General features: G+C 44.8%; 16 protein-coding genes. All 16 read left to right on the top strand.

What is annotated here, in order from left to right; genetic code table 11:
- Positions 1–11: 11 nt before the first annotated feature.
- The 16 genes from rfbB (at position 12) to aspS (ending at position 18,687) form a co-directional block, all read left to right on the top strand.
- The gene (gene rfbB, locus PG766_RS08335; protein WP_008369702.1) at positions 12–1,010 is read left to right on the top strand and encodes a dTDP-glucose 4,6-dehydratase; all 999 of its coding nucleotides are present in this window, start codon (positions 12–14) and stop codon (positions 1,008–1,010) included.
- Positions 1,004–1,927 (top strand): dTDP-4-dehydrorhamnose reductase, encoded by a 924-nt coding sequence (gene rfbD / locus PG766_RS08330; RefSeq protein WP_118199006.1) that lies wholly within the window; start codon positions 1,004–1,006, stop codon positions 1,925–1,927. Before rfbB ends, rfbD begins: the two co-directional genes overlap by 7 nt.
- A 7-nt stretch (positions 1,928–1,934) precedes the next feature.
- The gene (rfbC, locus tag PG766_RS08325; protein ID WP_055156761.1) at positions 1,935–2,480 is read left to right on the top strand and encodes a dTDP-4-dehydrorhamnose 3,5-epimerase; all 546 of its coding nucleotides are present in this window, start codon (positions 1,935–1,937) and stop codon (positions 2,478–2,480) included.
- A 1-nt stretch (position 2,481) separates the two neighbouring features.
- A complete protein-coding gene (locus PG766_RS08320) occupies positions 2,482–3,504 on the top strand; it encodes an aminoglycoside phosphotransferase family protein (RefSeq protein ID WP_118199007.1) in 1,023 nt (340 codons plus the stop codon).
- 104 nt (positions 3,505–3,608) lie between these two features.
- Positions 3,609–4,157 carry a stage V sporulation protein T gene (spoVT, locus tag PG766_RS08315; RefSeq protein ID WP_022220492.1) on the top strand — a complete coding sequence of 183 codons (549 nt, stop codon included), beginning with the start codon at positions 3,609–3,611 and terminating at the stop codon, positions 4,155–4,157.
- A 52-nt stretch (positions 4,158–4,209) separates the two neighbouring features.
- On the top strand, positions 4,210–4,581 hold the full coding sequence (locus tag PG766_RS08310; protein ID WP_117834290.1) for a TIGR04086 family membrane protein: 372 nt from the start codon (positions 4,210–4,212) through the stop codon (positions 4,579–4,581).
- A gap of 260 nt (positions 4,582–4,841) precedes the next feature.
- Positions 4,842–4,985 (top strand): six-cysteine ranthipeptide SCIFF, encoded by a 144-nt coding sequence (scfA, locus tag PG766_RS08305; protein WP_008369659.1) that lies wholly within the window; start codon positions 4,842–4,844, stop codon positions 4,983–4,985.
- Positions 4,986–5,100: 115 nt separating this feature from the next.
- Positions 5,101–6,498, top strand: a complete 1,398-nt coding sequence (gene scfB / locus PG766_RS08300; RefSeq protein ID WP_117558972.1) for a thioether cross-link-forming SCIFF peptide maturase — start codon at positions 5,101–5,103, stop codon at positions 6,496–6,498.
- A 15-nt stretch (positions 6,499–6,513) separates the two neighbouring features.
- Complete coding sequence (secD, locus tag PG766_RS08295) at positions 6,514–8,679, top strand: protein translocase subunit SecD (protein WP_117823006.1); 2,166 nt, start codon at positions 6,514–6,516, stop codon at positions 8,677–8,679.
- Positions 8,680–8,758: 79 nt separating this feature from the next.
- Positions 8,759–10,519, top strand: a complete 1,761-nt coding sequence (gene recJ / locus PG766_RS08290; protein ID WP_118199008.1) for a single-stranded-DNA-specific exonuclease RecJ — start codon at positions 8,759–8,761, stop codon at positions 10,517–10,519.
- A gap of 71 nt (positions 10,520–10,590) precedes the next feature.
- Entirely contained in the window at positions 10,591–11,115 is a 525-nt protein-coding gene (locus PG766_RS08285) for an adenine phosphoribosyltransferase (RefSeq protein ID WP_022221132.1), read from the top strand.
- Positions 11,116–11,134: 19 nt separating this feature from the next.
- On the top strand, positions 11,135–13,459 hold the full coding sequence (locus PG766_RS08280; protein ID WP_181988839.1) for a RelA/SpoT family protein: 2,325 nt from the start codon (positions 11,135–11,137) through the stop codon (positions 13,457–13,459).
- A 6-nt stretch (positions 13,460–13,465) separates the two neighbouring features.
- Positions 13,466–14,089 carry an MBL fold metallo-hydrolase gene (locus tag PG766_RS08275; RefSeq protein ID WP_117558964.1) on the top strand — a complete coding sequence of 208 codons (624 nt, stop codon included), beginning with the start codon at positions 13,466–13,468 and terminating at the stop codon, positions 14,087–14,089.
- Between the two features lie 12 nt (positions 14,090–14,101).
- Positions 14,102–15,601 carry a coproporphyrinogen dehydrogenase HemZ gene (gene hemZ / locus PG766_RS08270; RefSeq protein WP_118199009.1) on the top strand — a complete coding sequence of 500 codons (1,500 nt, stop codon included), beginning with the start codon at positions 14,102–14,104 and terminating at the stop codon, positions 15,599–15,601.
- Positions 15,586–16,857, top strand: coding sequence for a histidine--tRNA ligase (gene hisS / locus PG766_RS08265; protein ID WP_118199010.1), 1,272 nt, complete (start codon positions 15,586–15,588; stop codon positions 16,855–16,857). Before hemZ ends, hisS begins: the two co-directional genes overlap by 16 nt.
- 30 nt (positions 16,858–16,887) lie before the next feature.
- Positions 16,888–18,687: an aspartate--tRNA ligase gene (gene aspS / locus PG766_RS08260; protein ID WP_118199011.1), complete on the top strand. Its 1,800-nt coding sequence runs from the start codon at positions 16,888–16,890 to the stop codon at positions 18,685–18,687.
- Positions 18,688–18,766 lie beyond the last annotated feature (79 nt).

Genomic DNA, 18,766 nt, shown 5'->3' with positions numbered 1-18,766 from the left:
GGAGAGAGTTTATGAAAATCATTGTTACCGGCGGCGCCGGATTTATTGGCAGCAACTTTATTTATTATATGATGGAAAAGCATTCGGAGGATCAAATCATCTGTCTGGATGCACTGACTTATGCAGGGCATATGTCAACCCTGGAAGTAGCAATGAAAAATCCAGCGTTCCGTTTTGTGAAAGCATCTGTGACGGATCGGGTGACTGTATACCGGCTGTTTGAGGAAGAACACCCGGATATAGTAGTTAACTTTGCAGCGGAAAGTCATGTGGACCGGTCGATTGAAAATCCGGAAGTCTTTCTGGATACCAATATAAAGGGAACGGCAGTGTTGATGGATGCGTGCCGGAAATATGGAATCTGGCGTTATCATCAGGTTTCTACGGATGAGGTGTATGGGGATCTTCCGCTTGAACGGCCGGATCTGTTTTTTACAGAAGAGACACCGATCCATACGAGCAGTCCGTACAGTGCATCCAAGGCAGCGGCAGATCTTCTGGTACAGTCCTATCACAGAACGTATGGACTTCCGGTTACAATCAGCCGTTGTTCCAACAACTATGGGCCATATCATCTGCCGGAAAAGCTGATTCCGCTGATGATCGTCGAAGCGCTTCATGACCGGCCGCTTCCGGTCTATGGTGATGGGAAAAATGTCCGTGACTGGCTTTATGTAAAGGATCACTGCCGGGCGATCGATCTGATCCTGCGTCACGGAAAAGAAGGGGAAATTTACAATGTCGGCGGGCATAACGAGATGAAGAATATTGATATTGTGAAGCTGATCTGCAGGGAGCTTGGAAAGCCGGAAGAGCTGATTACTTATGTGGAGGATCGGAAAGGGCATGACAGAAGATATGCAATCGATCCGTCAAAAATCCACAGAGAGCTTGGCTGGCTTCCGGAAACTTCTTTTGCAGAAGGAATTAAGAAAACAATCAACTGGTATCTGAATCATCAGGAGTGGTGGAGACCGATCGTAGAAAAGGAAATGAAAATAAAATGCTAAAGTTTTTGGTGACGGGTGCTGCCGGGCAGCTTGGAAAGGATGTTGTACGTGAACTGGAAAACCGGGGATATGAAGTGACGGGAAGCGGCAGCAAAAAGAGAAAAACAGCAGGTCGTTATGTGAAGATGGATATCACAGACAGAAACGAAGTCGAGGCAGTAATGAAAAAGCTTAGACCAGATATTGTGATCCACTGTGCGGCGTGGACGGCGGTGGATGCGGCAGAAGAGCCGGAAAACTATGAAAAAGTAAGGGAAGTTAATGGAAAGGGCACAGCAAATCTTGCATCCGCCTGCCAGAAAATTCATGCTAAAATGGTTTATATCAGTACAGACTATGTGTTTGGTGGACAGGGGAGCAGACCGTGGGAATCGGATTGTGAGGAGTTTTCGCCGCTGAACCGATACGGTGAAACGAAATTACAGGGTGAACAGGCAGTGAAAGCAGAACTGAAAGAGTATTTTATTGTGCGGATTGCTTGGGTATTCGGGAAAAACGGGAATAATTTCGTGAAGACCATGCTGGAGCAGGGGAAAAGACGGAAAGAACTTCGAGTGGTATGTGATCAGATTGGAACGCCGACTTACACAGCAGATCTTGCAAAATTTCTTGCAAATCTGTCGATGACAAAGCGATATGGGATCTATCATGTGACTAATGAAGGAGAATATGTCAGCTGGTATGATTTTGCAAAAGAAATCTTCGCACAGGCTGTGAAGCTTGGTGAAAAAGAATATGCAGATGTAAAAGTGATTCCGGTTACGACAGCAGAATACGGAATTTCAAAAGCAGCAAGACCGTTTAACAGCAGACTTGACAGAAAAAGGATCTGTGAAGAAGGATTTCAGCCACTGCCGGTCTGGAAGAATGCGCTGGAGAGATATTTGCAGGAAGTTCTTGCAGAGAGAAAAGGATAAAAGGAAAATGGGACAGATAAAGGTAGAAAAAAATGCAGGTGGAATCGAAGGACTCTGCGTGATCGAACCGTCGGTGCATGGTGATCAGCGTGGATATTTTATGGAAACTTATAATCAGAAGGATATGGAGGAAGCCGGACTTACGATGAAGTTCGTACAGGATAATCAGTCCGGTTCTGGAAAAGCAGTGCTGAGAGGACTTCATTTTCAGAAGAGATATCCGCAGGGAAAGCTAGTCCGGGTGATCCGGGGAACCGTATTTGATGTGGCGGTGGATATCCGGAAAGGAAGTGCCACCTATGGAAAATGGTATGGAATTGAACTGTCGGAAGAGAATAAAAAGCAGTTTTACATTCCGGAAGGATTTGCGCATGGATTTCTGGTGCTGAGCGACCAGGCAGAATTCTGCTACAAATGTACGGATTTTTATCATCCGGATGATGAGGGCGGGATTGCCTGGAACGATCCGACGATCAACGTTGCATGGCCAGAGCTTGATGTGCCATACAGAATGAGTGAAAAAGATAAAAAGTGGGGAAGGCTGGGAGAATAAGATGGAAAGAATTCAGGGATTAAAAGAATATGTACAGACAGAACATTATCTGGAAGGAATCGGGATCGGGAAAGAAGAGCAGAAGGAAATTCAGATTGCCTATCAGCCACTGGCACAGGGCGAATATAATATCAACTACTGGTTCGTACACCCACTGACCGGAAAGAAACTGGTGCTTCGTGTCAATACAGGAAGCCAGATGCATCTAGAAAATCAGATTGAATACGAATATCATGCATTGGAGCTCCTGGCGGATTCAGGACGGACGCCAGTGCCGGTTTTTGTAGATGGAAGTAAGAAGGAACTGCCGTATGGTGTGATGGTTATGGAGTTTCTGGAAGGGAGTGCACTGGATTATCGGAAGAATCTGATGGAAGCGGCAGAATGTCTTGCGGATATCCACAGTGTTCCGGTAAAAGAAACGGATGGACTGATATCGCCATCGAATCCACTGCAGGCGATTCTGGATGAATGTAATCAGATGGTGCAGACATACTACGAGTCTGATCTGGGAGAAGAAAAGAAAAAAGTACAGATCCGGCGTCTTCTGGAGCTGGGACAGGAGAAGATCAATGAGATCCGGGATTATAGTGGATACAGATGCTGTATTAACACAGAGCTGAATTCGGGAAATTTCCTGATGAATGGCGCAGGAAAAGACAATTATCTGGTTGACTGGGAAAAGCCGCTTTATGGTGATCCGGTTCAGGATCTGGGGCATTTCCTTGCACCAACGACAACTTTCTGGAAAACAGATGTGATTCTGACAGAAGAAGAGATGGCTGATTTTACAAGAAAATATATCCAGGCGGTAAATGGCAGATTTGATGTGAGTGGAATCGAAGAACGTCTGAACATTTTTATTCCGATCACGTGTCTCAGGGGAATTACATGGTGTGCAATGGCGTGGGTAGAATATCAGGAGCCGAGAAGACTGATCCGCAACGAAGAAACATTTAAAAAGATGGAAGACTATTTAAACAGGGATTTTCTGGATATGATCGAAGAAAGATATTATAAATAAAGATTTCAGGGATACGGAGTAATAAAATTCTGCGTATTTCCACATACTACCCATATCGAATAAAATATGGAAAACAAGTGGAACACAGGAGGAATAGAATCAATATGAAAGCTACAGGAATTGTCCGCCGGATCGATGATCTTGGCAGAATTGTCGTTCCGAAGGAAATCAGGCGCACGCTACGTATCCGTGAGGGTGATGCACTTGAAATTTTCACCGACCGGGAAGGAGAAATCATTCTCAAAAAATACTCACCGCTTGGGGAAATGGGAAATTTTGCAGACCAATATGCGGAAAGTCTGGCGCAGACGCTTGGATATCTGGTGTGTATCACAGATACAGATCAGGTGATTGCAGCAGCAGGACCGGGGAAGAAAGAATTTCAGGAACAGCTGATCACAAGACAGCTTGCGGAAGTGATCGCAAGAAGGGAGCAGTTTCTGGCATCCTCTATGGATCGGAAGTTCACGGTCATCGTGTCGGGACAGAATGCAGAACTGAAATGGCAGGTGGTAAGTCCGATCATCTGCGCCGGAGATGCGATTGGTTCTGTCGTGATCCTGGCAAAGGATGGCAGGAAAAAACCCGGTGAGTTGGAACAGAAGATGATACTCTGCGCAGCAGGATTTCTGGGACGACAGATGGAACAGTAAAGGAATATTTCATAAGAATCTCTCATAGTATAAAAGGACAGGAGGGGTTCTTATGGAAAAAAAGCTGTTTGGAAATATCTGTTTTACAAGACTTGTGAAAGCACTGATGCTTTCTTACTTTCTTACGATGCTGATGCTGCTCGGGCTGTCCTTTGGGCTGTATAAGTTTGACTTAAGCGAGAAAACAGTCCGGATCGGGATCCTTGCGGTTTACATAATTTCCACATTTGCCGGTGGATTTGCCATGGGAAAAATGGGGAAGACAAGGAAATTCCTGAGGGGATTTATGCTTGGAATGCTCTATTTTCTGCTACTGCTTGCAATTTCAGCAGGGATCTACCGGAGCGTGCAGGGTGGAATACAGATGATGATCGCCTGGATCCTCTGTGGGGCAGGCGGAATGCTCGGTGGTATGGTGTCCTGAAGGGGCGGAGATGTAATTTTTGCGTTGACGGTATCAAGGGATATGGGCGATACTTTTATTTTTTAATCCGGAGGAAGCAGTTGCTTCGGAAGGAGCAGTAATAACTCCGGGCACTTGCATGAATGTAAGGATTGTAAAGAAAAACTGGATTTTGCCCATTTGTTTCACACATTTGTTTCAGATTGGATTTTTGCGTTGACGGTAAGCTGGAAAATGTGCTATACTATATCGTATAATGAGCAAAGAAGGAGGATATTACAATGAAACACATTAAAACATTGAATACACAGACTCTGAACAATACAGTAAAGAAGGGCGGATGCGGAGAATGCCAGACATCCTGTCAGTCAGCATGCAAGACTTCTTGTACAGTAGGAAATCAGACTTGCGAACACAGCAAATAAGAGATATTTGTAAGTGTAGTGAATAAGTATGACAAGCAGGCAGCGGCTTTAAAGCCGCTGTCATTTGACGTATGAGGAAAAATTTGAAAAATAAGGATAGAAAGGGGTACCGGTTGTGATTCATCAGTACCAGAACAATGGATATAATATTGTACTTGATGTCAACAGCGGATGCGTTCATGTAGTGGACGAGCCGGGGTACGAGGTTATTGCATGTCTGAACCGTATGAACGAGAATCAGACAGTGCAGACACTGAAAGAAGAAAGTACATGGAACCAGCTGAAAGATGAGCTGGAGGGGAAATATTCCGAAGAAGAACTCAGAGATATATTGGATGACGTGACAGAGCTGACTGAGAATGGACAGCTTTTTGTTGTTGATACATATGAACCTTTTATCGGGGAGGTTATCAAGCGTAAGACAGTTGTGAAAGCACTTTGTTTGCATATCGCACACGACTGCAATCTTGCCTGCAAATACTGTTTTGCAGAAGAAGGAGAGTATCACGGAAGAAGAGCGCTTATGACTTATGAAGTTGGTAAGAAAGCCCTGGATTTCCTGATCGCCAATTCCGGAACAAGAAGGAATCTGGAAGTTGATTTCTTTGGCGGGGAGCCGCTGATGAACTGGCAGGTTGTCAAAGACCTGGTCGCATACGGAAGAGAACAGGAGAAGCTTCATGACAAGCATTTCCGTTTTACTGTAACTACGAATGGTGTACTTCTGAATGATGACATCCAGGAGTTTATCAATAAAGAAATGGACAATGTAGTCATCAGTCTTGACGGACGTAAGGAAGTTAATGACAGAATGCGTCCTTTCAGAAACGGAAAAGGAAGCTATGATTTGATCGTTCCGAAGTTCCAGAAGCTTGCAGATTCACGTAATCAGGAACGCTACTATATCCGCGGAACATTTACCAGAAACAATCTGGATTTTTCAGAGGATGTGAAGCACTTTGCAGAGCTTGGCTTCAAGCAGATGTCGATCGAACCGGTTGTCGGGGATGAATCTGATCCGTATGCAATCCGCGAAGAAGATCTTCCACAGATCTTTGATGAGTATGACAAGCTTGCAAGATATATCATCGAGAAAGATAAAAAGGGAGAAGGATTCAATTTCTTCCACTTTATGATCGACCTGGAAGGAGGACCGTGTCTGTACAAACGTCTGTCCGGATGTGGTTCGGGAACCGAATACCTTGCTGTTACGCCATGGGGAGATTTCTATCCGTGTCACCAGTTTGTAGGTGATGAAGATTTCCTGATGGGAAATGTAAACGAAGGGATTACAAGACCGGAGATCGCAGATGAGTTCCGTTGCTGCAACGTATATACAAAAGAAAAATGTAAGAAATGTTTTGCAAGATTCTACTGCAGTGGTGGATGTATGGCAAACGCATACAAGTATGCAGACGGATTAAATGATTCTTATGATCTGGGATGTGAGATGGAACGTAAGCGCGTGGAATGCGCGATTATGATAAAGGCTGCAATGGCAGACGAAAACTAAGAAAGGGACTTGGACATGAAGAAGAGTAAAGGAATAGTAAGCCTTGTTCTGATTGCTGCACTTTTAGGACTTCTTGGATTTACCTGCTGGCAGGGATTTGGTTCCTCCCACACAGGTTCCGCAAGAAATATCAATCTTGGTCTTGACCTTGCCGGTGGTGTCAGCATTACCTATCAGACAAAAGACAAGAATCCTTCAGCAGAAGATATGAAGGATACGATCTACAAGCTGCAGAAGCGTGTAGAGCAGTACAGTACAGAAGCAAGTGTATATCAGGAAGGGGATGACCGGATCAACATCGAGATCCCGGGTGTATCCGATGCTAATAAAGTTCTGGAAGAACTTGGCAAACCAGGATCACTGGTATTTCAGGATGCAGATGGCAATACCGTTCTTGAAGGAACAGATGTTAAAAATGCAGAGGCTCAGACACAGGAGAACTCTACGACTAAGAACAAAGAATATGTCGTAGCTCTGCAGCTTACCAAAGAAGGAACAACCAAATTTGCAGAAGCAACAGCAGCAAATGTAGGAAAACAGATTTCCATTATTTATGATGGACAGACAATCAGTTCACCAAGAGTTAATCAGGCGATCGAAGGCGGAGAAGCCGTTATCACAGGGATGTCAAGCTATGAAGAAGCAGACAATCTTGCAGCTACCATCCGAATCGGTGGACTTTCTCTGGAACTGGAAGAACTTCGCTCTAATGTAGTAGCTGCACAGCTCGGAGAAGAAGCAATCAGCACAAGCTTAATGGCTGGTGCCATCGGACTTGCCATCATCTTCGTATTTATGTGCTTCGTATATCTGATTCCGGGACTTGCAGCAGGTCTAGCACTTCTGATCTACACAGGACTGATCCTGGTGCTTTTAAATGCATTTAATATCACGCTTACCCTTCCGGGAATTGCAGGTATCATCCTTGGAATCGGTATGGCAGTCGATGCCAACGTTATCATTTTCGCCCGTGTGCGTGAAGAAGTGACAACAGGTATCAGTGTTAAGACTTCCCTGAAGAATGGTTTCCACAAAGCACTGTCTGCGATCGTTGACGGTAACGTAACAACTCTGATCGCTGCAGCTATTCTCTGGTTCAAGGGTTCAGGTTCTGTAAAAGGATTTGCACAGACACTGGCACTTGGTATTGTTGTGTCAATGTTTACGGCACTTGTTATTACCAGAATCATCATTTTCTCTCTGTATGCGATTGGTCTTCGTGATGTGAAATTTTATGCGAAAAAATTCAAAAAAGAAAGAAAAATTATCGACTTCCTCGGAAAGAAAGCCATTTTCTTTGCAATATCAATTGCTGTGATCGCAGCAGGTTTTGTGACAATGGGAGTCCAGTCGGGAAAAGGTGAAGGTGCGCTGAACTACAGCCTGGAATTCAAGGGCGGTACGGCTACAACCGTAACATTTGATAAAGATTACTCGATCAAAGAGATTGATTCAAAGATCGTTCCGGTTGTAGAAGATGTGACCGGAGATCACAATGTACAGGCACAGAAAGTAAAAGACAGCAATCAGATCATCATCAAGACACAGACGCTGAATCTTGACGAAAGAGAAGCACTTAACAATGCGCTTGCTGATAAATTTGGTGTAGACACATCGACAATTACAGCAGAAAATATCAGTTCTACGGTAAGCTCCGAGATGAGACAGGATGCGATCATTGCAGTTATCATTTCAGCGATCTGTATGCTGATCTATATCTGGTTCCGGTTCAAAGATGTACGTTTCGCATCAAGTGCGGTTCTTGCTCTTTTACACGATTTGTTATTTGTGCTTACATTCTATGCACTTGCAAGAACATCTGTCGGTAATACATTTATCGCATGTATGCTGACAATCCTTGGATATTCTATCAATGCGACGATCGTTATTTTCGACCGTATCCGTGAAGAGCTTCGGGTCATGAAGAGAAACGATGATCTGAAAGCGCTTGTAAACAGAAGTATCACTTATACACTGACAAGAAGTATTTACACAACATTTACTACATTTGTCATGGTAGCGGTTCTTTATATCATGGGTGTAAGCTCTATTAAAGAATTTGCAGCACCTCTTATGGTTGGTATTGCAGGTGGCGGATATTCATCTGTATGTATCACCGGTGCATTATGGTATGTAATGAAAACAAAAATCGGCGGCAAAAAAGCAGCGAAAAAGAAATAACTGACAGAAAATGAGGTGTCGGAGGAGAATCCTCCGGCATCTTTGTATTATCTGACTACCAAAGAAAGGAAAAGAGAAAATGGAGAACTGGGTACTTCTGAGAAAAGGAGCGGATTTTCAGCATATCAGTGAGAAATTCCATATCAGTCCGCGAGTGGCTTCCCTGATAAGAAACCGGGATGTGATCGGGGATGATGCGATCGAGAAATATTTAAACGGTACGATCGCCGATCTGTACGATGGAATGCTGATGAAGGATATGGACAAGGCAGTAGCGGTTCTTGGAGAAAAGATAAAAGAAAATGCAAAAATCAGGATCATTGGAGACTATGATATTGATGGAATCCAGTCGACCTATATTCTTCTGGAGGGATTCCGGATGCTCGGAGCTGATGTGGACAGTGACATTCCGGATCGTATGAAGGACGGGTATGGTCTAAACCGGAACCTGATCGACCGGGCGCTGGAGGCCAACGTGGATACGATCATTACCTGTGATAACGGGATTGCGGCGGCAGAGGAGATCGCCTATGCAAAAAGTATGGGAATGACGGTTGTGGTGACGGATCATCATGAGGTCCCGTATACGGAAATTGGCGGGGAACGAAGATATATTTTGCCGGAGGCAGATGCGGTTGTGGATCCGAAGCAGGAGGACTGTACTTATCCGTTCAAAGGGCTGTGCGGGGCTGCGGTTGCTTACAAGCTGGTGGAGGCTCTGATGGAAGCCATGGGAAAAGATGCGGAAGATGCAGATTATCTGATGGAAAATGTGGCAATCGCAACGATCGGTGATGTTATGAATCTGGTGGACGAAAACCGTATTTTTGTTAAACAGGGACTGGATATGCTGAAACGGACGGAGAATCTGGGACTGAAGGCGCTGATGGAATGTACTGGTGTGAATGTAGATAAGCTGTCTCCGTATCACATTGGATTTGTGATCGGCCCGTGTATGAATGCCAGTGGAAGACTGGATACAGCAAAGCGTGCCCTGGAGCTTCTGGAGGCAAAGAAAGTGGCGGAGGCGGATCTGCTGGCAGGTGATCTGAAAGCACTCAATGACAGCCGGAAGGATATGACGGCGCAGGCGGTAGAAGAGGCGTTTATCCAGGTGGAGAACAGTGAACTTAAGGATGCAGACGTGCTGGTGGTCTACCTGCCGGAATGTCATGAAAGCCTTGCCGGGATTGTGGCAGGAAGGATCCGGGAAAAATATTACCGTCCGGTCTTTGTGCTGACGAAGGGCGCGGAAGGTTTAAAGGGCTCAGGAAGATCGATCGAGACCTGGCACATGTATGAAGGACTGAACCGGGTAAAGCATCTGTTGTCAAAATTTGGCGGGCATAAGATGGCGGCAGGTCTCTCCATGCCGGAGGAGAATCTGGAACAGTTCCGTAAGGAGATTAACGAAAAATCCGGGATCACACCAGAGGATCTGAATGAAAAGATTGCCATAGATATGCAGCTCCCGTTTGAATGTGTCAATGAAAAATTTATCGGAGAGCTTGCGGTTCTGGAACCATTTGGCAAAGGAAATGCACGTCCGGTCTTTGCAGAAAGACAGGTACAGGTGGAAAGTGCGAGAATCCTTGGCAAGAATAAAAATGTGCTGAAGTTGCAGGTGAAGGATCTTCACGGTACAAGGATGGATGCCATGTATTTTGGAGATGTGAATACCTTTGTGGAATATGTGCGTGAAAAATTTGGAGATATTGCCTGTGAGTGTCTACTGCACGGACATGGGCATGGAATTGTTATGGCATTTACCTATTATCCTGATATCAATGAGTATCAGGGAGTCCGTACGCCACAGATTGTGATCCAAAATTATAAATAATTTGAAAAACAGCAATTTTATGCTATACTAATAAATATTGCATATATTTGTAGGTAAGGTGGAGAAGAAAGATGAAAAAACTTGAAGAATATGTTGTCAGCATTCCGGATTATCCGGAAAAAGGAATTATTTTCAGAGATGTAACCAGCATTCTTGAAGATCCGGAAGGGCTTCAGCTTTCCATTCGGGAACTGCAGGATAAGCTTGAAGGCATGGATTTCAACATCGTGATCGGACCGGAGTCCAGAGGATTTATTTTTGGAATGCCGATTGCATATAATCTGCAAAAAGCATTTGTGCCGATCCGTAAAAAAGGAAAGCTTCCTTGCGAGACAGCATCGATCAAGTATGATCTGGAATATGGAAGTGCAGAGATCGAGATCCACAAGCGTTCGATCAAACCGGGAGACAAGGTTGTGATTGTAGATGACCTGATGGCAACAGGCGGTACGGCAGAAGCAATGATCAAACTGATCGAAGGACTTGGCGGTGAGGTTGTAGAAGTTCTCTGCCTGATCGAACTGATGGGATTAAAAGGACGGGAAAAACTGAAAGGATACAAAGTAGATTCCGTAATCCAGTATCCGGGAAACTAATGAGAAAGAAGGGAAGGCTATGGCAGACGATATCGGAATCCAGCAGGAGATGCTGATCGAACCAACACATAAAAAACTGGAGATCGTAGATGGTCATGCGGTAAAGGATGTGGAAGATTATCAGAATCCGGAACTGCTCTATAAAAGTCTGATCGAGCGAGTCAGAAAGTACCATCCTTCGGCGGACGTCTCTATGATCGAAAAAGCATATCATATTGCAAGAGATGCGCATAAAGGGCAGACACGGAAATCCGGAGAAGAGTATATTATCCATCCTCTGTGGGTAGGAATCATTCTGGCACAACTGGAGATGGACAAAGAGACGATCGTTGCCGGCATCCTTCATGATGTGGTAGAAGACACGGTGATGACGGACGAAGAAATCCGTCAGGAATTCGGAGATGAGGTGGCTCTTCTGGTAGACGGTGTCACAAAGCTGGGACAGCTTTCCTATTCAGCGGATAAGTTGGAGGTCCAGGCTGAGAATCTTCGTAAGATGTTCCTTGCGATGGCAAAAGATATCCGTGTTATCATCATCAAGCTTGCCGACCGTCTGCACAATATGCGTACCCTGCAGTATATGCGACCGGAGAAGCAGTTGGAAAAAGCAAAAGAAACCATGGATATCTATGCTCCGATCGCACAACGGCTTGGTATTTCCAAGATCAAGACAGAGCTTGATGATCTGGCACTCAAATATTCCCAGCCGGAGGTTTTTAACGATCTAGTAAAGCAGATCAATGCAAGAAAAACGGAAAGGGAAGAATTTGTCCAGCAGATTGTGGATGAGGTTTCCACGCATATGAAGAATGCGAACATTGATGCAGAAGTGAACGGACGTGTGAAGCATTTCTTCAGCATTTATAAGAAGATGGTGAACCAGGATAAGACGGTGGATCAGATCTATGATCTGTTTGCAGTCCGTATTATCGTAGATTCTGTAAAAGACTGTTATGCGGCGCTTGGAGTTATCCATGAGATGTATACACCGGTACCGGGACGTTTTAAAGATTATATCGCAATGCCGAAGGCAAATATGTACCAGTCTCTGCATACGACTCTGATGAGTTCGATCGGTCAGCCGTTTGAGATCCAGATCCGTACAAAAGAGATGCATAAAACTGCTGAATACGGTATTGCGGCACACTGGAAATATAAAGAGTCTGAAGATGGAAAGAAGAGCGTTGAAGCGAAGGAAGAAGAGAAACTGAGCTGGCTTCGTCAGATCCTGGAATGGCAGCGAGACATGTCAGACAACCGGGAATTTCTGAATCTTCTGAAAGGAGACCTGGATCTATTTGCAGAGGATGTATACTGCTTTACACCGAACGGAGATGTCAAGAACCTGCCGAACGGTTCTACGCCGGTTGACTTTGCCTATGCGATCCATACTGCGGTCGGCAACAAGATGGTAGGTGCCAGAGTCAATGGCAAGCTGGTCAATATCGATTATAAGATCCAGAACGGGGACCGAATCGAGATCCTGACTTCGCAGAACTCCAAAGGACCGAGCCGTGACTGGCTGAGTATCGTCAAGAGTACCCAGGCGAAAAACAAGATCAACCAGTGGTTTAAGAAAGAATTCAAAGAAGAAAATATTGTACGTGGTAAGGAAATGCTCGCCGCATACTGTAAGGCAAAAGGATTTGTACTCTCGGATCTGATGAAACCGAAATATATGCAGATCGTGCAGGAAAAGTACGGCTTTAAGGACTGGGATTCGATCCTTGCAGCACTTGGACATGGCGGATTGAAGGAAGGTCAGATCGTCAACCGTCTTGCGGAAGAATACAGTAAGGATCACCGAAAAGAACTGACTGACGAAAGTGTTCTGGAAAAGGTTGCGGAAGCAGCAAAGAACAAGGTGCATATCACCCGATCCAAGAGTGGTATCGTGGTCAAGGGAATCGACGATATGGCAGTGCGCTTTTCCAGATGCTGCAATCCGGTGCCGGGAGATGAGATCGTTGGTTTTATCACCCGTGGACGTGGAATGTCGATCCATCGGACGGACTGTGTCAATATCATTCATCTGTCAGAAACGGAAAGAGCGCGTCTGATCCCGGCAGAATGGGAAAAACCGGAGGAAGGTACAGACACCGGAAGCTATCTGGCTGAGATCAAGATGTATGCAAATGATAGGCAGGGACTTTTGATGGATATGTCCAAGGTGTTCACGGAGATGAATATTGATGTGAAGTCTATGAATGTAAGAACCAGCAAACAGGGAACGGCAACAATCGAAGCCGGATTTATTGTCCGGGGAAGAGAGGAGCTTGGAAAAGTGATCGGAAAGCTCCGGCAGATCGTCGGTGTGCTGGATATAGAACGAGCAGTGGGGTAAAAAGAAATGAAAATCGAAAAATTTGTAACAGGAATTATCAGTACCAATTGTTACATTGTTACTAATGAAGAAACAAAAGAGACCGTGATCGTTGATCCGGCAAATCTGTCAAAAGCGATGATCGGTTATATCGAAGAGGAAGAGCTTGTAATTAAGGCAATTCTTCTGACTCATGCGCATTTTGATCATATCATGGGAATCGATAAAGTGATCGACCGGTATGGAGAAATGTCGGTTTATGTAGAAGAATCCGATCTGGAGCTTCTTCACACACCGTCTATGAATGAGTCAACGGTATATACAAATGGCTACAGCTACCCGGGTGGAGACGTGATCCATGATGGAGATGTGCTTCATCTGATCGGAGAAGATTTCCGGGTGATCCATACACCGGGACATACCCAGGGCGGCGTATGCTACTATGTAGAAAAAGAGGGAGTACTTTTCAGTGGAGATACATTGTTCTGTTGTTCAGTCGGAAGAAGTGATTTTGCAACCAGCAGTACTTCTGCACTGATTCGTTCGATCAAGGAAAAGCTGTTCCTGCTTCCGGATGAAACAAAGGTATTCCCGGGACATATGGGCGCAACAACGATTGGCAACGAAAAAGTGAACAACCCGTATGTATAGAGGAGCAGAGAAATGATTCGGATCAGCTGTAAGAATGAACGTTTCACCTACGACATGTATCATATCGTAAAGTCATTTCTTCCTGATGCCGAGATCAGCCAGAAGGTAGATCCAGAACAGGAACTTCTGATCGAGATGACCGCAGAAGAGGAACCAGATCTGGAAGAGCAGGCATGTGATAAAAAGGTCCGGTGGACCTTTTTTCATTGCAGGGAGGCTGAATTCGCAGACATCAGCGAAAAAAGAGAACAAAAGCGTTATATCAATAAAAAATTATATCAGACCCTGGTCAAAAAGACCGGAGAAGAACATGCATGGGGGAATATGACAGGTGTCCGCCCCACAAAGATGATCATGGAAAGACTGGAAGAAGGTTCTTCTGAGGAAGAAATCATCCGGTATATGCATGATACCTATGTGGTAAGCGAGAAAAAAGCAATGCTTGGTATCGAGATTGCAAAGCGGGAAAAGGCCCAGCTTGACAAGCTGGATTATGAAAATGGATACAGTCTTTATATCGGAATTCCGTTCTGCCCGACAACCTGCAGTTACTGCTCCTTTACTTCTTATCCGGTTGCAAAATGGCAGGACCGGATGGATGAATATGTAGATGCACTTTTAAAAGAGCTTGCATTCATTGCAGAGGTTTCAAAAGAAAAGCATCTTAATGCGATTTATATGGGAGGCGGTACGCCGACAACCCTGAGTGCACAGCAGATGGATCGGGTTTTGAGTTTCCTGGAAGAACATTTTTCCTTTGAACATCTGAAAGAATATACGATCGAAGCCGGAAGACCGGACAGTATTACTGAGGACAAGCTGCGAGTGATTCGAAAGCATGGAGTTGGCAGAATTTCCATCAATCCACAGACCATGCAGCAGAAGACACTGGATGTGATCGGAAGACGTCATACAGTGGAAGATGTAGTCCGCATTTTCCATCTGGCAAGAGAACTGGGATTCGACAATATCAATATGGATCTGATCGCAGGTCTTCCGGGAGAACATCCGGAGGAAATGGAAGATACTCTCCGTCAGATCAAAGAGCTTGCACCGGACAGTTTGACGGTCCATGCACTTGCAATGAAACATGGTTCGAGACTGACACGCGAACGGGCTGCAAGCACAGAAAAACAAAATTACAAACAGATGGCAAGAGAGCTGGAAGAGATGATCGATATGGCACGTAAGGCGGCCGGTGAGATGGGACTTTATCCGTATTATCTCTACAGACAGAAAAATATTGCAGGAAATTTTGAAAATGTAGGTTACGCAAAGGTTGACAAAGCGGGAATTTACAATATACTGATTATGGAGGAAAAGCAGTCCATCGTTGCTGCCGGTGCTGGCGCATCGACTAAGGTGGTGCTTCCGTATGAGATTCCGGCGCCCGGAAGTAAAAACGGGCGGATGACGAATCTGATAAGAATAGAAAATGTCAGAGATGTGGGAGAATATATTTCCCGTATCGATGAGATGATAGAGCGAAAAGGAGAATGGTTATGGCATTAAAGAAAAAACCGGTTACCGGCATGAAAGACATGCTCCCGAAAGAAATGGAAATCAGAGACTATGTGATCCAGATGATCAAGGATACCTATAAGACATTTGGATTTACTTCTATAGAGACACCGTGCGTGGAACACATTGAGAACCTGTGCAGCAAACAGGGTGGCGACAATGAAAAACTGATCTTCAAGATTCTGAAGAGAGGGGAAAAACTGAAAATTGCTGAGGCAAAAGAAGAGATCGATCTGGTAGACGGAGGACTTCGTTATGACCTGACAGTTCCACTTGCAAGATACTATGCAAATCATGCAAATGAACTGCCGTCACCGTTTAAGGCACTTCAGATTGGCAATGTATGGAGAGCAGACCGTCCACAGAGAGGACGTTTCCGTCAGTTCATGCAGTGCGATATCGATATTTTAGGTGAGCCGGGTAATCTTGCGGAGATCGAACTGATCCTTGCAACCACGACCATGCTTGGAAAGATGGACTTCCACAATTTTACGGTATGTATCAATGACCGTAATATCTTAAAGGCGATGGCTGCATTTAGTGGATTTAAGGAAGAAGATTTCGATGAAGTATTTATCATCCTTGATAAGATGGATAAGATCGGCAAAGAAGGCGTAGGCGAAGAACTGGTTGAGATGGGTTATACAAAAGAAAATGTAGATACTTATCTTGGACTCTTTGATGAGATCAGCCCGGATGTTGACGGAATCCGTTTCTGCAAGGAAAAGCTGGCAGGATTCCTTGACGAAAAGAAAGCCGACAGCATGGAAACGATCATCTCCAGCGTAGAAAGTGCAAAAGAGGCAGATTTCAAAGTAAAATTTGATCCGACGCTGGTACGTGGACAATCTTACTATACAGGAACCATTTTTGAAGTAACGATGGATGAATTTGGCGGCTCTGTTGCAGGTGGCGGACGTTACGATAAGATGATCGGTAAATTCACAGGGCAGGACACACCGGCATGTGGATTCTCAATCGGATTTGAGCGTATTGTCATGCTGCTTCTGGAAAATGGATATGAGATTCCTTCTAAACGCCAGAAAAAAGCATATCTTCTTGAAAAGAATATGCACAAGGAAGGCATCCTCAAAGTACTTGAGATGGCAAAAACTGACCGCGCAGCCGGGAAACAGGTTCTGGTGGTCAATATGAAGAAGAACAAGAAATTCCAGAAGGATCAGTTGATCGCAGAAGGATATGAAGATATCACAGACTGCTACAAAGATTCCGTTATGGATTTATAAGGAAAGAGAAACGCAGGAGGATAAATTAGAATGGCAGAGTCAATGACAGGACTGAAAAGAACACATCGGTGTGCAGAGCTTTCAGAGGCAAACATCGGTGAAAAAGTAACCATCATGGGATGGGTACAGAAGAACAGAAATAAAGGTGGACTGGTTTTTGTAGATGTACGTGACCGTTCCGGACTGATCCAGGTTGTTTTTGAAGAGGGAAGTACAGATAAAGCGCTTCTTGAGAAGGCAGCAAAGCTTAGAAGTGAGTTTGTTGTAGCAATCGTGGGAACTGTTGAAAAACGTTCCGGTGCAGTTAATGAAAATCTTGCAACAGGTGCGATTGAGATCAAACCGGAAGAACTCAGAATTTTATCTGAATCTGAGACACCTCCGTTCCCGATCGAAGAGAATTCCAAGACAAAAGAGGAAGTACGTCTGAAATACCGTTTCCTCGATCTTAGAAGACCGGACATCCAGAGAAACCTGATGATGAGAAGCCGTGTGGCTACCCTCGCACGTCAGTTCATGGCAAAAGAAGGATTCCTTGAGATCGAGACACCGTTCCTGATCAAGAGTACACCGGAAGGTGCAAGAGATTACCTGGTACCGAGCCGTATTCATCCGGGAAGCTTCTATGCACTTCCGCAGTCACCGCAGATCTTCAAACAGCTGCTGATGTGCTCCGGATATGACCGATATTTCCAGATCGTAAAATGTTTCCGTGATGAAGACCTTCGTGCAGACCGTCAGCCGGAATTTACACAGATGGATATGGAACTTTCCTTTGTAGATGTTGATGATGTCATTGATATCAATGAGAGACTGCTTGCATATCTGTTCAAAGAAGTACTGGATATCGATGTACAGCTCCCAATCCAGAGAATGACCTGGCAGGAAGCAATGGACAGATTCGGTTCTGATAAACCGGATATCCGTTTCGGCATGGAGCTGGTTAATGTGACAGAGACTGTCAAAGACAGCGAATTTGTTGTATTTAAGAATGCGATTGAAGCAGGCGGAACTGTCCGTGGTATCAACGCAAAAGGCCAGGGTGGCATGGCCAGAAAGAAGATCGACAAGCTGGTTGATTTTGCAAAAGGTTATGGAGCAAAGGGACTTGCTTATATTGCAATCCATGAAGACGGAACTGTCAAATCTTCTTTCTCAAAATTCATGACGGAAGAAGAGACAACAGCGCTGATTAAAGCGATGGATGGAGAGAATGGAGACCTTCTTCTCTTTGCGGCAGATAAGAATAAAGTTGTATGGGATGTTCTTGGTGCACTTAGACTGGAACTGGCACATCAGATGGAACTCCTTGATAAGACTGAATACAAATTCCTGTGGATCACAGAATTCCCGCTTCTTGAGTGGAGTGATGAACAGAACCGTTTCACAGCAATGCATCATCCGTTTACCATGCCGATGGAAGAAGACCTTCAGTACATCGACAGTGATCCGGGAAGAGTCCGTGCAAAAGCATATGACATCGTTCTGAATGGTAACGAGATCGGAGGCGGAAGTGTCCGTATCTTCAACCAGGAGATCCAGAGTAAAATGTTTGAAGTACTTGGATTCACACCGGAACAGGCACAGGAGCAGTTCGGATTCCTTCTGAATGCATTTAAATACGGTGTGCCGCCACACGCAGGACTTGCTTACGGTCTTGACCGTCTGGTTATGCTGATGGCAAAACAGGACAGCATCCGTGACGTGATCGCGTTCCCGAAGGTAAAAGATGCATCCGACCTGATGACAGAAGCACCGGAGAGAGTCGATCCGAAGCAGCTGGAAGAGCTTGGACTGGAGCTGGAAGAGCATACAGCGGACGCTGAATAAATTTTATAATTCAATTTTTAAAAATGAACATTTTTTCACATAAAACAGAATTGGCTGTCAAAGTGAAGAAATGTTCATT

It is taken from the genome of Coprococcus sp. LG101-27, assembly GCF_027695515.1.
Lineage (GTDB): Bacteria > Bacillota > Clostridia > Lachnospirales > Lachnospiraceae > Allocoprococcus > Allocoprococcus comes.
Note: the sequence above shows the minus strand (reverse complement) of the source record. Positions and strands in the feature narration are given on the sequence as shown.

Bases quoted from the DNA above. Each gene is read 5' to 3' on its own strand.
- rfbB (WP_008369702.1), top strand. From the start codon at position 12: ATGAAAATCATTGTTACCGGCGGCGCCGGATTTATTGGCAGCAACTTT.
- rfbD (WP_118199006.1), top strand. From the start codon at position 1,004: ATGCTAAAGTTTTTGGTGACGGGTGCTGCCGGGCAGCTTGGAAAGGAT.
- rfbC (WP_055156761.1), top strand. From the start codon at position 1,935: ATGGGACAGATAAAGGTAGAAAAAAATGCAGGTGGAATCGAAGGACTC.
- PG766_RS08320 (WP_118199007.1), top strand. From the start codon at position 2,482: ATGGAAAGAATTCAGGGATTAAAAGAATATGTACAGACAGAACATTAT.
- spoVT (WP_022220492.1), top strand. From the start codon at position 3,609: ATGAAAGCTACAGGAATTGTCCGCCGGATCGATGATCTTGGCAGAATT.
- PG766_RS08310 (WP_117834290.1), top strand. From the start codon at position 4,210: ATGGAAAAAAAGCTGTTTGGAAATATCTGTTTTACAAGACTTGTGAAA.
- scfA (WP_008369659.1), top strand. From the start codon at position 4,842: ATGAAACACATTAAAACATTGAATACACAGACTCTGAACAATACAGTA.
- secD (WP_117823006.1), top strand. From the start codon at position 6,514: ATGAAGAAGAGTAAAGGAATAGTAAGCCTTGTTCTGATTGCTGCACTT.
- recJ (WP_118199008.1), top strand. From the start codon at position 8,759: ATGGAGAACTGGGTACTTCTGAGAAAAGGAGCGGATTTTCAGCATATC.
- PG766_RS08285 (WP_022221132.1), top strand. From the start codon at position 10,591: ATGAAAAAACTTGAAGAATATGTTGTCAGCATTCCGGATTATCCGGAA.
- PG766_RS08280 (WP_181988839.1), top strand. From the start codon at position 11,135: ATGGCAGACGATATCGGAATCCAGCAGGAGATGCTGATCGAACCAACA.
- PG766_RS08275 (WP_117558964.1), top strand. From the start codon at position 13,466: ATGAAAATCGAAAAATTTGTAACAGGAATTATCAGTACCAATTGTTAC.
- hemZ (WP_118199009.1), top strand. From the start codon at position 14,102: ATGATTCGGATCAGCTGTAAGAATGAACGTTTCACCTACGACATGTAT.
- hisS (WP_118199010.1), top strand. From the start codon at position 15,586: ATGGTTATGGCATTAAAGAAAAAACCGGTTACCGGCATGAAAGACATG.
- aspS (WP_118199011.1), top strand. From the start codon at position 16,888: ATGGCAGAGTCAATGACAGGACTGAAAAGAACACATCGGTGTGCAGAG.